Source organism: Streptomyces sp. CRN 30 (assembly GCF_034105845.1).
Genome location: NZ_JAVRHI010000184.1, coordinates 1 through 14992, shown reverse-complemented (window position 1 = coordinate 14992; position 14992 = coordinate 1). Strand labels below are relative to the sequence as shown.

Annotated in this window: 13 protein-coding genes; 4 read left to right on the top strand and 9 right to left on the bottom strand. The window is 70.2% G+C overall.

Going from position 1 to position 14992, the window contains the following annotated elements:
- Nucleotides 1–111 precede the first annotated feature (111 nt).
- From rbsD to UW392_RS18615, 6 genes are read right to left on the bottom strand one after another with little or no spacing between them, the layout of a single operon-like run.
- Entirely contained in the window at nucleotides 112–501 is a 390-nt protein-coding gene (gene rbsD / locus UW392_RS18640; RefSeq protein ID WP_320776155.1) for a D-ribose pyranase, read from the bottom strand.
- Nucleotides 498–1400 (bottom strand): ribokinase, encoded by a 903-nt coding sequence (locus UW392_RS18635; RefSeq protein WP_320776154.1) that lies wholly within the window; start codon nucleotides 1398–1400, stop codon nucleotides 498–500. Before UW392_RS18635 ends, rbsD begins: the two co-directional genes overlap by 4 nt.
- A gap of 58 nt (nucleotides 1401–1458) precedes the next feature.
- A complete protein-coding gene (locus UW392_RS18630) occupies nucleotides 1459–3393 on the bottom strand; it encodes a substrate-binding domain-containing protein (protein WP_320776153.1) in 1935 nt (644 codons plus the stop codon).
- The gene (locus tag UW392_RS18625) at nucleotides 3383–4912 is read right to left on the bottom strand and encodes a sugar ABC transporter ATP-binding protein (RefSeq protein ID WP_320776152.1); all 1530 of its coding nucleotides are present in this window, start codon (nucleotides 4910–4912) and stop codon (nucleotides 3383–3385) included. Before UW392_RS18625 ends, UW392_RS18630 begins: the two co-directional genes overlap by 11 nt.
- A complete protein-coding gene (locus tag UW392_RS18620) occupies nucleotides 4909–5937 on the bottom strand; it encodes a LacI family DNA-binding transcriptional regulator (RefSeq protein WP_320776151.1) in 1029 nt (342 codons plus the stop codon). Before UW392_RS18620 ends, UW392_RS18625 begins: the two co-directional genes overlap by 4 nt.
- A 27-nt stretch (nucleotides 5938–5964) precedes the next feature.
- Nucleotides 5965–6441: an ATP-binding protein gene (locus UW392_RS18615; protein WP_320776150.1), complete on the bottom strand. Its 477-nt coding sequence runs from the start codon at nucleotides 6439–6441 to the stop codon at nucleotides 5965–5967.
- A gap of 138 nt (nucleotides 6442–6579) precedes the next feature.
- Between UW392_RS18615 and UW392_RS18610 the strand changes: the two genes are divergently transcribed.
- Both UW392_RS18610 and UW392_RS18605 read left to right on the top strand, forming a co-directional pair.
- Nucleotides 6580–7431 (top strand): helix-turn-helix transcriptional regulator, encoded by an 852-nt coding sequence (locus UW392_RS18610; protein WP_320776149.1) that lies wholly within the window; start codon nucleotides 6580–6582, stop codon nucleotides 7429–7431.
- Between the two features lie 7 nt (nucleotides 7432–7438).
- Nucleotides 7439–7636, top strand: a complete 198-nt coding sequence (locus tag UW392_RS18605; RefSeq protein WP_320776148.1) for a DUF397 domain-containing protein — start codon at nucleotides 7439–7441, stop codon at nucleotides 7634–7636.
- Here UW392_RS18605 and UW392_RS18600 read toward each other — a convergent pair.
- Nucleotides 7602–8282, bottom strand: coding sequence for a hypothetical protein (locus tag UW392_RS18600; protein ID WP_320776147.1), 681 nt, complete (start codon nucleotides 8280–8282; stop codon nucleotides 7602–7604). The two genes, UW392_RS18605 and UW392_RS18600, sit on opposite strands and share 35 nt — an antisense overlap.
- A gap of 116 nt (nucleotides 8283–8398) precedes the next feature.
- A complete protein-coding gene (locus UW392_RS18595) occupies nucleotides 8399–9364 on the bottom strand; it encodes an SGNH/GDSL hydrolase family protein (RefSeq protein WP_320776146.1) in 966 nt (321 codons plus the stop codon).
- Nucleotides 9365–9528: 164 nt separating this feature from the next.
- On the opposite strand from UW392_RS18595, the gene UW392_RS18590 reads away from it, so the two are divergent.
- Nucleotides 9529–11778 carry an ATP-dependent RecD-like DNA helicase gene (locus UW392_RS18590; protein WP_320776145.1) on the top strand — a complete coding sequence of 750 codons (2250 nt, stop codon included), beginning with the start codon at nucleotides 9529–9531 and terminating at the stop codon, nucleotides 11776–11778.
- Between the two features lie 238 nt (nucleotides 11779–12016).
- Nucleotides 12017–13327 carry a citrate synthase gene (locus UW392_RS18585; protein ID WP_320776144.1) on the top strand — a complete coding sequence of 437 codons (1311 nt, stop codon included), beginning with the start codon at nucleotides 12017–12019 and terminating at the stop codon, nucleotides 13325–13327.
- Between the two features lie 698 nt (nucleotides 13328–14025).
- Here UW392_RS18585 and UW392_RS18580 read toward each other — a convergent pair.
- Nucleotides 14026–14992: HAD-IC family P-type ATPase (locus UW392_RS18580; RefSeq protein ID WP_320776143.1), on the bottom strand; the 967-nt coding region annotated here is incomplete at its 5' end.

Here is a 14992-nt window from a genome sequence, read left to right as displayed (position 1 = left end):
CATCAGGACACCCGCAGGGGGAGATCTGGGGGGATCGCGGAGTCCTGGGGGAGGGGAAACGCGAGGGGGCCCGGTCGGTGAACCGGGCCCCCGAAGTGTTTCCGCACCAGGTCAGAAGAACACGCCGCAGCGGAGCAGGACGTTGGCGTACGGGCGGGCCTCGCCGGTCCGCACCACCAGCCGGGCGTTCCGCGACAGGTCCTTCAGCCTCTCGTGCGGGACGGCTTCCAGCGCGGGCACCCGGGCGTCGAGCAGCGCGGACGCCTCCGGGTTCGCCTCCCGGACCTCGGTCGCCGCCGTACCGCCCTCGACGACCAGCTCCTCCAGGAGCCCCTCCAGCACCTCGGCGAAGGACGGCACCCCGGCCCGGAACGCCAGGTCCACGACGCGCGGCCCGTCCGGGATCGGCATCCCGGCGTCGCACACGAGGACGCCGTCCCCGTGTCCCAGCTCGGCGAGCGCGCCCGCGAGGTGGCGGTTGAGTATCCCGGCCTTCTTCACAGTGCCTCGACCTCCGTCGCCGTCGGGTACGACTCCTGCGCCCCCGCTTTCGTCACGGCCGCCGCCCCGACCCGGGCCGCGTACGCCGCCGCCTCGGCGAGCGACGCGCCCGTGCCCAGCCGGTAGGCGAGCGCCGCTGTGAACGCGTCACCCGCGCCGGTGGTGTCCACGGCCTCCACCGCCACCGACTCCACCCGCGTCACGCCCTCGGCCGACGCCACCAGCGCGCCCTGAGCCCCCAGGGTGACGACCACCGACCGGGGGCCCTTCGCCAGCAGGATGCGGGCCCAGTCCTCGGGTTCGTCGCTCACGGCCGAGGCGCCGAGGATGACCTTCGCCTCGTGCTCGTTGACGATGAGCGGGTCGCAGGCGTCCATCACCTGCCGGGGCAGCGGACGCGGCGGCGACGGATTGAGGACGAGGCGACTGCCCGGCGCGAGGCTCCGTACGACCTCCTCGACCGTCTCCAGCGGGATCTCCAGCATCACGGAGACCACCCGTGAGGCGTGGAACAGGCTGGTCGCGGCCCGGACGTCGGCCGGGGTCAGCCGGCCGTTCGCGCCCGGCGAGACGACGATGCTGTTGTCGCCCGACGGGTCCACGGTGATCAGCGCGACCCCGGTCGGCACGTCGCCCACCAGCACACCCACCGTGTCGACACCGGCCGCGCGCTGTGAGTCGAGCAGCAGCCGGCCGTGCTCGTCGTCGCCGACCTTGGCCAGCAGCGCGGTGCGCGCCCCCAGCCGGGCGGCGGCGACCGCCTGGTTGGCGCCCTTGCCGCCCGGGTGGACGGCCAGGTCGGTGCCGAGCACCGTCTCGCCGACGGCCGGCCGGCGTTCGACGCCGATCACCAGGTCGGCGTTGGCCGACCCCACGACCAGCAGGTCGTAGTCGTACATGAGTCAGTCTCCCGCTCGATGGATGGAGCCTCGATGAATGGAGCCTCGACGGACGGGCTCAGCCGTCGAAGCCGGCCACGTTGGCCGCGGTGACGACCTTCACCGGTACCTTCACCGTCTCCTCGGTCTTCTTGCCCTCGGCGGCGCGCAGCGCGTTCTGAACGGCGATCCGGCCGAGCTGCTTGGGCTGCTGGGCCACCGACGCGTACAGCGTGCCGTTCTGTACGGCCTTCAGCCCGTCCGGCGTGCCGTCGAACCCGACGACCTGCACCGACTTCCCGGCTTTCGAACCCAGCGCCTTGATCGCGCCGAGCGCCATCTCGTCGTTCTCCGCGAAGACGCCCTTGATGTCGGGGTGCGCCTGGAACAGGTTGGTCATCACGTCCAGGCCCTTGGTGCGGTCGAAGTCCGCGGGCTGCTTGGCGACCACCTTGATGCCCGGGTACTCCTTCAGCCCGGCGGCGAAACCGGCGCCGCGCTCCCGGCTGGCGGACGTACCGGCCTGTCCCTGGAGGATCACGATGGTGCCCTTGCCGCCGAGCTTCTCGGCGAGGGCCTTGGCGCCCAGCTCACCGCCCTCGACGTTGTCGGAGGCGACCAGCGCGGCGGTGTCGGCGTCGGTGACGCCCCGGTCGACGGCGACGACGGGGATGTCCGCCTTGTTGGCCGAGCGCACCGAGGGCCCGGCGGCGTCGGAGTCCACCGGATTGACGATGACCGACGACAGCCCCTCACTGGTGAAGTTCTGCACCTGGTTGGCCTGCTGGGAGGCGTCGTTCTGCGCGTCGGTGACGGTCAGGTCCACGCCGCGCTTCTCCGCCTCCTCCTGCGCGCCGGCCCGGATCTGGACGAAGAAGGGGTTGTTGAGCGTGGACAGCGAAAGCCCGATCTTCTGCTTCTTGCCCTCGTCCGACCCGCCGTGCAGCAGCGAGGTCGCGCCGACGACGGCCACGGCGACGACGGCCGCGAGGACGTAGGTGAGCGCCTGCTTCTTCCTGCCCCCGCCGGAGGCACCGGCCGGAGCGGGACTGGCCCCGGCCTTGCGGCGCACCGTGTCCAGGAGCACCGCCAGGGCGATGACGACACCGATGACGACCTGCTGCCAGAACGCGGAGACGGAGAGCAGGTTGAGCCCGTTGCGCAGCACCGCGAGGATCAGCGCGCCGATCAGGGTGCCGGACGCCTTGCCGGTACCGCCGGCGAGCGAGGCGCCGCCGATGACGACGGCGGCGATGGCGTCGAGCTCGTACCCCTGGGCGGCCTGCGGCTGCGCGGAGGAGAGCCGGGAGGCCAGCACGATGCCCGCGGCGGCGGCGAACAGTCCGGAGAAGGCGTAGACGGCGAGCTTCTGCCGCTTGACCCGCAGCCCGGACAGGCGCGCGGCCTCCTCGTTGCCGCCGATGGCGTACATGGACCGGCCGATGTACGTCCGTCCCAGCACGAAGGCGGTGACGAGCCCCATCACGACCATGACAAGGACGGGCACCGGCAGCCAGCCGCCGAGGGTGTCACCGAGGTGCGAGACGGAGTCGGGGAACGGGATCGGCGAGCCCTGCGAGATGACGAGCGACAGTCCACGCCCCACCGACAGCATCGCCAGCGTCGCGATGAACGGCGGCAGTTTCCCGTACGAGACGAGGAAGCCGTTGACGAGACCGCAGGCGATACCGGTGACGACGGCCAGCAGCACCGCTATGGGCACCGGCACGCCGCCCTCGGCGGCGGTCCAGGCGAGCACGGTGGCGGAGAGCGCGGCGACGGACCCGACCGACAGGTCGATGCCGGCCGAGACGATGACGAAGGTGACACCGAAGGCGAGGATGGCGGTCACGGCCGCCTGGACGCCGACGTTGAGCAGGTTGTCCGTGGTCAGGAAGTCACCGGACAGCGCCGACATGGCGATGACGAGGACGATCAGCGCGGTGAGCGCGCCGTTGTCGAGCAGGAGGCGGCGCAGGCCGCCGGGCTTGCTGTCGAGAGTGTCAGTGGCCACCGTTGGCCCCCGTTCCGTTGCTGTGGTTCGTGTTGCTCACGGCGAGTGCCATGACGGCGTCCTGGCTGGCCTCTTCGGCAGTCAGCTCGCCGGCGATCCGGCCCTGGGCCATGACCAGCACGCGGTCGCTCATGCCGAGCACCTCGGGCAGGTCACTGGAGATCATGAGGACGGCGGCGCCCTGTGCGGTCAGTTCGTTGATCAGCTGGTAGATCTCGACCTTGGCGCCGACGTCGATGCCGCGCGTCGGCTCGTCGAGGATGAGCACCTTGGTGTCGGCGAGCAGCCACTTGCCGATGACGACCTTCTGCTGGTTGCCGCCGGAGAGGGTGCGGACGTGCTGGCCGAGACCGGCCATGCGCACGCCGAGCTGTCCGGCGATCCGGGCGGCGGCGGTGTGCTGCCCCTTGAGGTCGACGAGCCCGCCCCGGGAGGTGGAGCGCAGTGTCACCAGTCCCAGGTTCTCCTCCACCGAGGCGTCGAGGACGAGCCCCTGCCCCTTGCGGTCCTCGGGCACGAGCCCGATCCCGGCGGCCATGGCGGCGTTGACGTCGTGCGCGCGCAGGGCGGCGCCCGCGACCCGCACGCTCCCCTGGTCGTAGGGATCGGCCCCGAACACGGCCCGGACGACCTCGGTCCGCCCGGCCCCGACGAGCCCGGCGATCCCGACGACCTCACCGGCGCGCACGTCGAAGCTGATGTCGTGGAAGACACCGTCGCGGGTGAGCCCCTCGACCTTCAGCAGCGCGTCGCCCGCGCCGTCGCCCCGCTCCCTGGGGTACTGCTGCTCGATGGAGCGTCCCACCATGAGCCGGACGAGTTCGTCCTCGGGGGTGGAGGCGGGCACCTGCCCGACGCTCGCGCCATCGCGGATGACGGTGACGCGGTCACCGAGGGCGGCGATCTCCTCCAGGTGATGGGTGATGAAGACGATCCCCACCCCGTCCTCGCGCAGCCGCCGCACGATGGCGAAGAGCTTCTCGACCTCCTCGGAGGTGAGGACGGCGGTCGGCTCGTCCATGATGAGCACGCGCGCGTCGAGGCTGAGCGCCTTGGCGATCTCGACCATCTGGAGCCGCGCGATACCGAGTTCGCGGACGCGGGTACGGGGGGACACGTCGACCCCGACCCGCTTCAGCAGCTCGGCCGCGTCGGCGTCCATCGTCTTCCGGTCGATCATCCCGAGCCGCCGGGGCTGCCGTCCGAGGAAGATGTTCTCGGCGACGGTCAGCTCCGGCACCAGGTTGAACTCCTGGTAGATGGTGGCGATCCCGAGCCGCTCGGAGTCCTGCGCACTGTTGATGCGCACCTCCTCGCCGCCGACCAGGATGCGGCCGGCGTCGGGTGTGTGCGCACCGGAGAGCGTCTTGATGAGGGTGCTTTTCCCGGCACCGTTCTCACCGAGCAGTACATGCACCTCGCCGCGGCGCAGATCGAAGTCCACGCCGTCGAGCGCGATCACGCCGGGGAAGGTCTTGCGGATGCCCTCGATGCGCAGCAACTCGTCAGGGTTGCTCACGTCGTACTCCTTTGTACGGGGGATTGCTGTGGTGGTGCTTCGCCGCAGGAACGGCGTACGACGAGCCGCGCCGGCAACGTCACGGACTCGCCGGGCCGCCCGGCGATGCGGTCGACCAGCGCGCGCACGGCGGCCCGCCCCAGCCGGTGGGTGGGCTGGGCGATCGCGGTGACCGGCGGGTCGGTGTGCACGAACCAGGGGATGTCGTCGAAGGCGGCGAGGGCGAGATCGTCGGGTACGCGCAGGCCGCGGGCGCGTACGGCGTCGAGCGCGCCGAGCGCCATCAGGTTGTCGGCGGCGAAGACCACGTCCGGCGGCTCGGGCAGGTCGAGGAACCCCTCGGTGACGCGCCGCCCGCTGCCGGCCCGGAAGTCGCCCTGCCCGATGTAGGCGTCCGGGAGCGGAAGCCCGTACGCGGCGAGCGCGTCCCGGAACGCCTCCACGCGCTCGCGGCCGGTGGTGGTGGCGGCGGGCCCGGCGATGATGGCGAGGCGCCGGTGCCCGAGGCGGTGCAGATGCGCGACGAGGTCCCGCACGGCGGCCTGCCCGTCGGAGCGCACCACGGGCACGTCGACGCCCGGTATCCACCGGTCGACGAAGACCATCGGGGTACCGCCCCGGGCGGCCTCCAGCATGCGGGGCGACCCACCGTCGGTGGGTGACACCAGCAGCCCGTCGATCCGCCGGTCGAGCAGCGTCGTCACATGGTGGTCCTGCAGATCGGGCCGCTCGTCGGCGTTGCCGATGATGACGCTGTACCCGAGCGCGCGGGCCTCTTCCTCGACGGAGCGGGCCAGCTCGGTGAAGTACGGGTTCATGACGTCGCTGATGACCAGGCCGAGGGTGCGGGTCTGGTCGGTCCGCAGCGACCGGGCGACGGCGTTGGGCCGGTAGCCGAGCGCCGCGACGGCGTCCCGCACACGCTGCCGGGCACCGTCACTGACGGACGGGTGCCCGTTGAGCACGCGCGACACCGTGGCGACGGAGACGCCCGCCTCGGCGGCGACGTCCTTGATGCTCGCCATCGCCGTTCCACCTCCTCGTGGAATCGATTACAGAGAGGGATTGGAATCGATTACATGAGCGGCTGGCAAGGGGGTGAGGGTGGCCGAGACCGAATCGTGACTTCCCAGCTCGCACCAGACGTACTTGCCCCGGTTGCCGTCGGCGGCCAGCGGATGCCACCCCCAGAGATCGGAACAGGCCCGTACGAGGGTGAGTCCGCGCCCGTCCTCGGAGTCGTCCGGGGCGGGGAGTGCCGGGGGCGACTCGGGAGGCTCGGGATCGGTGTCCCACGCTCCGATCCGCAGCGTCCCGGGCGGGGCCCACCGCACCCGCAGGGCGGCCGGCCCCTTGGTGTGCCGCACGGCGTTGGACACCAGCTCGGCGGCGAGCAGCTCGGCCACGTCGACGAGCCGGATGAGCCCGTGCATCGTGAGGATGAGCCGGAGGGTGCGTCGGCTGACGGTGACGGCACGGAGGTCGTTGGGGATGTAGAGGGAGTATTCCCAGGGTTCGTTTCCGGACATGCGGCATCGACTCCGTCGGGTGAGGGGGAGAGGGACGCACTGTGTGCGTTACGTCACCGACGGTAAATCTAAATCTAGAGATGCCGCAAGCCGGTCGCGTAATCTGACCCCGAACGAGTCGCGCTCGCGGGCGCGTTGATGCAGGGAGCGATCGAAGCTTTGAGGCGCGAACCAACAGCACGGCAGATGCGCTTGGCCACGGAGTTGCGGCGGCTCCGCGAGGCGGCAGACCTCACCTCACGCCAGGCGGCGGCACTGCTGGGCGTGAGCCCGGCCCAGATCACCCACATCGAGTCGGCGCTCGCGGGCGTGAGCGAGAAGCGGCTGCGCCGTCTGGCGTCGCACTACGCCTGTGTGGACGAGGAGTTCATCGACGCCCTCGTCGCGATGGCCACGGACCGGACACGCGGGTGGTGGGAGGAATACCGGGGCTTGCTGCCCACGTCGTTCCTGGACCTGGCCGAGCTGGACCACCACGCCACGTTCCTGCGGGAGGTGGCGATCCTGTATGTACCCGGGCTTCTCCAGACGGAGGACTACGCCCGCGCGGTCTTCTCGGCCCGGGTACCGCGACTGGCGCCTGACGAGCTTGAGATGCGTGTCAACCACCGCATGCGACGCCAGCAGTTCACGATGCCGTACGAGCTGGTGATCCACGAGTCGGCACTGCGAATCAGAGTGGGTGACCGTGCTGTCACCCAGACGCAACTGGCAAAACTGGTGCACCTATCCGAGACGGACCGTGTGACCGTGCGCGTCATCCCTTTCGACTTGGACGGCTTCGCCGAGGCCGCCAGCACGATGAGATATGCGGGCGGCCCCGTGGCCAAGCTGGACACAGTGGTCCGCGATGTGCCGCATGGCTCGGCCTTCATCGATGCCGAGGCGCAACTCCGTGCGTTTCGAGCGCGTTTCCGTAGAGTGGAAGCAGCGTCACTCGACCCGAAACGGTCGCGCGATTTCATCAGTCAGCTGGCGAGCGAGCTGTGAGGCACCCATGGACAACTGGCGTAAGTCGTCTTACTCGGGCCCGGACGACGGCAACGACTGCGTAGAGGTCGCTGTCGGCATCTTCCAGACAGGCGTCCGCGATTCCAAGGCCCCGACCAGGGCCACCCTCACCTTCGGGAACGCCGCCTTCGCCCCGTTCCTGACGGCGCTCAGGACTTCTTCACCGACCGCAGCGCCTCGCTGATCGCCTCCTCGCCCTGGCCCCAGACCGCCTTCTCCAGTCTGTTGTCGTCCTTGCGGGAGAACCGTTCTCCCAACCGGACGTCGTCCTTGGACAGAACCCGCCCGCACCACTCGCCCTGCCCGGCGACCCCGTCGTCGAAGGGGACCGCCGCGCCCTCGCCGAGGACGACCCACGCGTCGTCCACCCACCGCAGAGCGAGGACGTACGTGTGGTCCGGCTCCAGACGGGGCGCTGCCGCCGCCGTCCGCTTCACGCGCGTGCCGCTCTTGTAGACCCGCCAGCCGGGGGCCGTCATGTCGAAGCCGTCGCCCATCGCCCGGCGCGGCGATCCGGCCGACCACACGACCTTGTCCGTGCGGAAGGACACCTGACGGTCGGCGGTGTACTGGACCGTGCCCTCCGTGAGGTCCTCCCGGTTGACCTCCTTCTCCGAGGTGGGCGTCGCGACGACGACATGGTCCGCGTTGGCCACCCAGTCCGACGCGGTCTGCGAGGCGTACGCGTCCTGCGCGATCCCGCAGCCGACGACCGTGTCGAGGCCGCCCTGTCCGACGTAGACGCCGGCGAGGACGCCACAGGCGGCGAGGACCGCGGCTATCGGGCGGGCAGGCAGGCTGTCGAAGAGGGCGGGACGCGTGGCTCTCATTCAGGGACACCGTTCTCGGACTGCGGACGTGACGTCCGAGAAGACGTGCGACGGGCCCGCACGGTGGCGCTCGAAGATCGACATCTTCGTAACAACCGCCGTGCGGCAGCGGCGTCTCAGGTGAGCGCGTTCAGGATCGCCGCCTCGACGTGATCGGCGGCGTTGCGGTGGCCGAGGACATTGGGGTGCACGTTGGTCTGCCGGCCGGAGCGTGTGACGAAGCCCTCCACCCACTTGTCGGCGTCGCAGACGCTGTGATCTCGGGAGGAGTCGGCGAGGTCGACGTACCCGGCGGCCCCGTGCGCCGCGGCCGAGGTCTCGATGATCTCGTTAAGGGGATCGAGGAGGTTCCGGCGCAGCCAGTCCAGGTCGCCACGGGTGATCGTGCCGAACTGCGTCGGGTCGCCGTAGCGGCACTTGGACACGTCCTCGGGGACGACCGTGGGGTAGCCGACGGCCAGGATCTTCGCACCGGGGGCGCGCTCCCGGAGCACGGTCAGCATCTGGTCGTAGTCCTGGCGCGTCTTCTCCAACTGGGCCGGGAGGTTAGCTGCCAGGGCCGCCTTGCAGGGCGTGCCCAGGCCGAGGGTGAGCAGGCCCAGCGGGGGGCATTCGGAGAGCATCTGGCCGAAGCCGGCGGTGTTCCCGCCGACGCCGACGGTGATCACGTCCGTGTCCGGGCCGACCGCCGCGGACTGGGGCGGCACCGGGGGGAAGGGGTACTCCGGGTCCGTCTGGAAGGGCGGCGAATTGCGGCCGGTCGGCTCCTGGGGGACGTCGGTGACGTTCTCTACGGTGGCGCCACCGCAGCTGACGTTGGTCAGGTCAAGCAGCGAGCCGAGGTCGCGGTCGATGACCTGGGGGTAGGACCGGTCGGTGCGCTCGCAGCCGTCGCGCGGATACTCGAAGACCTCGCCCGCGGCCTTGACGACCCCGGCGGTGTAGGAGTCACCCAGGGCGGCCCACTGACGGTCGGCCGCGGCGGCGGGCCGCGCCCCGGCGACCTGCGCGGGGACGACAGCACCGGCGACGAGGACCGCGGCCATGCCGAACAGGGCCGAACGCGTGCGGAAACGTGCCACGATTCCTCCAGGGATGCGGCGTTGGGGTACATCCGGCCGTAGATGACCTGTTGCTCACGGTTGCACAGTGAATGCGGTAAGTCATCAACGGGAGGAAGAAAGCGCCTCTGTGGGTGACGGCAGGCGGACCGCCCCGTGTCACACCCCACCGGTACCGTCGGATCATGCCCAACCATCCCGCCGCGCCCCCCGGTGAACGGCGACTCGCCGTCCTCGAAGGCGTCCTGGAGCGCATCACGTACGCCAACGAGGAGAACGGCTACACGGTCGCCCGCGTCGACACGGGCCGCGGTGCCGGTGACCTCCTCACGGTCGTCGGTGCGCTGCTCGGCGCGCAGGCGGGGGAGTCCCTGCGGATGGAGGGCCGCTGGGGCTCGCACCCGCAGTACGGCAAGCAGTTCCACGTCGAGAACTACACGACGCTCCTGCCCGCCACCGTCCAGGGCATCCGGCGCTACCTCGGCTCCGGCCTGGTCAAGGGCATCGGCCCGGTCTTCGCCGACCGGATCACCCAGCACTTCGGAGTGGAGACCCTCCAGATCATCGAGGAGGAGCCGCGGCGGCTCATCGAGGTTCCGGGGCTCGGGCCGAAACGGACGAAGAAGATCGCCGACGCCTGGGAGGAACAGAAGGCGATCAAGGAGGTCATGCTCTTCCTCCAGTCGGTGGAGGTCTCCACGTCCATCGCCGTCCGGATCTACAAGAAGTACGGCGACGCCTCGATCTCCGTCGTCAAGAACCAGCCCTACCGGCTCGCCTCCGACGTCTGGGGCATCGGCTTCCTCACCGCCGACAAGATCGCCCAGTCCGTCGGCATCCCGCACGACAGCCCGGACCGGGTGAAGGCCGGACTCCAGTACGCCCTCAGCCAGGCCACCGACCAGGGCCACTGCTACCTCCCCGAGGAGAAGCTCATCGCGGACGCGGTGAAACTCCTCCAGGTCGACACCGGCCTCGTCATCGAGTGCCTCGCCGAACTCGCGGCGGAACCGGCGGACGGCGAGGACCCCGGCGTCGTACGGGAGAAGGTGCCCGACCCCGCCGGCGGCGACCCCGTCACCGCCGTCTACCTCGTCCCCTTCCACCGCGCCGAGCTGTCCCTGGCAGGGCAGTTGCGCCGTCTGCTGCGGGCCGACGAGGACCGGATGCCCTCCTTCCGCGACGTCGCCTGGGACAAGGCGCTCGGCTGGCTGAAGCGCCGTACCGGCACCGACCTCGCGCCCGAGCAGGAACAGGCCGTGCGGCTCGCCCTCACCGAGAAGGTCGCCGTCCTCACCGGCGGCCCCGGCTGCGGCAAGTCGTTCACCGTACGGTCGGTCGTGGAGCTGGCCCGTGCGAAGAAGGCCAAGGTCGTGCTCGCGGCGCCGACCGGGCGGGCCGCCAAGCGCCTCGCCGAGCTGACCGGCGCCGAGGCGTCCACCGTCCACCGGCTGCTGGAGCTGAAGCCCGGCGGCGACGCGGCGTACGACCGGGACCGCCCGCTCGACGCCGACCTGGTCGTCGTCGACGAGGCGTCCATGCTGGACCTGCTCCTCGCCAACAAGCTGGTCAAGGCGGTGCCTCCGGGCGCCCACCTCCTCTTCGTCGGAGACGTCGACCAGCTCCCGTCCGTCGGGGCCGGCGAGGTGCTCCGGGACCTGCTGGCCGACGGCGGCCCCGTACCGGCCGTCCGCCTCACCCGCGTCTTCCGGCAGGCCCAGCAGTCCGGCGTCGTCACCAACGCCCACCGGATCAACAGCGGACAGCACCCGCTGACCGACGGGATGAAGGACTTCTTCCTCTTCGTCGAGGACGACACGGAGGAGGCGGGACGGCTCACGGTCGACGTCGCGGCCCGCCGCCTCCCCGCCCGCTTCGGCCTCGACCCGCGCCGCGACGTACAGGTACTCGCCCCCATGCACCGGGGACCGGCCGGCGCGGGCACGCTCAACGGACTGCTCCAGCAGGCCGTCACCCCCGGTCGCCCCGACGTCCCGGAGAAGCGCTTCGGCGGCCGGGTCTTCCGCGTCGGCGACAAGGTCACCCAGATCCGCAACAACTACGAGAAGGGCGAGAACGGCGTCTTCAACGGCACCGTCGGCGTCGTCACCGCGCTCGACCCGGTGGAGCAGCGCCTCACGGTCCTGACCGACGAGGACGAGGAGGTCCCGTACGAATTCGACGAACTGGACGAACTCGCCCACGCCTACGCCGTGACCATCCACCGCTCCCAGGGCAGCGAGTACCCGGCGGTCGTCATCCCCGTCACCACCGGCGCCTGGATGATGCTCCAGCGAAACCTGCTCTACACGGCGGTCACCCGGGCGAAGAGGCTCGTCGTCCTCGTCGGCTCGCGCAGGGCGATCGGACAGGCCGTGCGCACGGTCTCCGCCGGGCGCCGGTGCACGGCACTGGACCACAGGCTCCTCGTATGACCTCCGGTGTACGGCCTCCGGCTCCGTAAGAGCTTCGGTCACGTAACAAATGATCGATCAAATGAGTCGTGAAGGTCACAGACCACTTCCCGAAGGGGGACCGAGGGGGCAGGATGAGCAAGTTGGCGGCACTCAGTGCCGCCAATGGGCCCGATGGTCGACCCCGAGTGCACTCTCCTGAGCCAAGTGGGGGATGGTAGAGACAGTCAGGGCACCTCGAAGATGAGGCACTACGTCGGTGAGGGATGACGTGAGCGAGCACACCAACAACTCGGTAGTACTGCGGTACGGCGATGGCGAGTACACCTACCCGGTGATCGACAGCACCGTCGGCGACAAGGGCTTCGACATCGGGAAGCTCCGCGCCCAGACCGGTCTGGTCACCCTGGACAGCGGCTACGGGAACACCGCCGCCTATAAATCCGCCATCACGTACCTCGACGGCGAGGCGGGCATCCTCCGGTACCGCGGCTACCCGATCGAGCAGCTGGCCGAGCGCTCCACCTTCCTGGAGGTGGCCTACCTGCTGATCAACGGCGAGCTGCCGACGGTCGACGAGCTGTCGTCGTTCAAGGACGAGATCACCCAGCACACCCTGCTGCACGAGGACGTCAAGAACTTCTACCGCGGCTTCCCGCGCGACGCCCACCCGATGGCCATGCTGTCGTCGGTGGTCTCCGCGCTGTCCACGTTCTACCAGGACAGCCACAACCCCTTCGACGAGCAGCAGCGCAACCTCTCCACGATCCGGCTGCTCGCCAAGCTTCCGACGATCGCGGCGTACGCGTACAAGAAGTCGGTCGGCCACCCGTTCGTCTACCCGCGCAACGACCTCGGCTACGTCGAGAACTTCCTGCGCATGACGTTCTCCGTCCCGGCCCAGGAGTACGAGCTGGACCCGACGGTCGTCGCCGCCCTGGACAAGCTGCTGATCCTGCACGCGGACCACGAGCAGAACTGTTCGACCTCGACGGTCCGCCTCGTCGGCTCGTCGCAGGCCAACATGTTCGCGTCGATCTCCGCCGGCATCAACGCGCTGTGGGGCCCGCTGCACGGTGGCGCCAACCAGTCGGTGCTGGAGATGCTGGAGGGCATCCGCGACTCCGGCGGCGACGTCGACACCTTCATCCGCAAGGTGAAGAACAAGGAGGACGGCGTCCGCCTGATGGGCTTCGGCCACCGGGTCTACAAGAACTTCGACCCGCGCGCCAAGATCATCAAGGCCGCCGCGCACGACGTGCTCTCCGCCCTGGGCAAGTCCGACGAGCTGCTGGACATCGCCCTGAAGCTGGAGGAGCACGCGCTCTCCGACGACTACTTCGTCTCGCGCAGCCTCTACCCGAACGTCGACTTCTACACCGGTCTGATCTACCGGGCCATGGGCTTCCCGACCGAGATGTTCACGGTCCTGTTCGCCCTCGGCCGGCTGCCGGGCTGGATCGCCCAGTGGCACGAGATGATCAAGGAGCCGGGTTCGCGCATCGGCCGCCCGCGCCAGATCTACACGGGCGTCGTCGAGCGTGACTTCGTCCCGGTCGAGGCGCGCTGAGCCGCTGCCCCGCCCCGTGAGTCCCGTACCGCCCCGCGCGGTGCGGGACTTCTGCGTATGGCCGTAGGGCTGTACGTCGTCCGTAGGGCCGTAGGGCCGTAGGGCCGTAGGGCTGTACGGCCGGGTGCCCGTGTGCCGGGCAAGCGGAAGGCGCCCCAGCGCCGGTCCCCCCACGGGCCGACGACCAGGGCGCCTTCCCGTGTCCCGGTGCGGATTCCCCCCACGGGATCCGGCCGGGCGTCTGTGGAAACCAGCGCCTGAATCGCTGTTGTTGCACAACTGCCGTTGTCACTGCGTACTGCTCGTACTGCTGTGTCGTACTGCGTACTGCTGCGGTCTGCCGGGACAGCGCACCTCCGGGAGGGCCGCTCAAAGCTTCCCGGTGTACGTGCCCCGGCAACGCATCCCCGGAGACGTCCCCCAAGACATCCCCGGCTGTCAGTTCACGCCCCCCAAGACGCTCCCTGACAGTGTCAATTTAGACCTTCGAACCCCTTCGATGGTTACGTTCGGATCACTGTGATCCGCGTCTCCTGCACATGTCCGGTAGATGAGCAAGAGGGCGATTCGACCCGAACGGAAACCAGCGTAAGGAAGATGCGCGATCCTTGTGAAGAGTTTATGGGAGGGACGTGCCGGACTCCAGAGGCAATGGCAGTTTCGGCCGCGATGAAGCCCGTCCTCGCCGAAATGTGACCTCAGCGAAATCTGCGCAGCCGAAGGCTGTTGGTCACGACGAACACCGAGGAGAACGCCATCGCCGCGCCCGCGATCATCGGATTGAGCAGCCCGGCGGCGGCCAGCGGCAGCGCCGCCACGTTGTAGCCGAACGCCCAGACCAGATTTCCCTTGATCGTGGCGAGGGTGCGGCGGGAGAGCCGGATGGCGTCCGCCGCGACCCGCAGGTCACCGCGGACCAGCGTCAGATCGCTCGCCTCGATCGCCGCGTCCGTCCCGGTGCCCATCGCGAGTCCGAGGTCGGCGGTGGCGAGCGCGGCGGCGTCGTTGACCCCGTCCCCGATCATGGCGACCGTACGCCCCTCGGCGCGCAGCCGCTCGACCACGGCGACCTTGTCCTCGGGCAGGACCTCCGCGATCACCTCGCCGATGCCGACGTCCCGCGCGACCGACTCGGCGACGGCCCGGTTGTCGCCGGTGAGCAGAACGGGGCGCAGCCCCAGCCGCCGCAGCTCCGCCACGGCCTCCGCGCTGCTCTCCTTGACGGTGTCGGCCACCGCGAGGACGCCGCGCGCCACGCCGTCCCAGCCGGCCAGGACGGCCGTACGTCCGTCCTCCTCGGCCTCGCGGGCGGCGGCCGCCACCTCGGGCGGTACGGAGTCGAAGAGACGGCCCACGGTCACGTCATGGCCCTCCACGCGCGCGTGCACGCCGCGTCCGGGGACGTTCCGGAACCCCTCGGCGGCGGGCAGGGCGCCCAGGCGTTCGGCGGCACCGGCCGCGATCGCCCGGCCCACGGGGTGCTCCGAGGCGTGTTCGACGGCTCCCGCGCGGCGCAGCAGTACGTCCTCGTCGACGCCGTCGGCGGTGTGGACGGCCAGCAGGGTCATGCGGCCGGTGGTGACGGTGCCGGTCTTGTCCAGGACGACGGTGTCGACGCGGCGGGTGGACTCCAGGACCTCGGGGCCCTTGATGAGGATGCCGAGC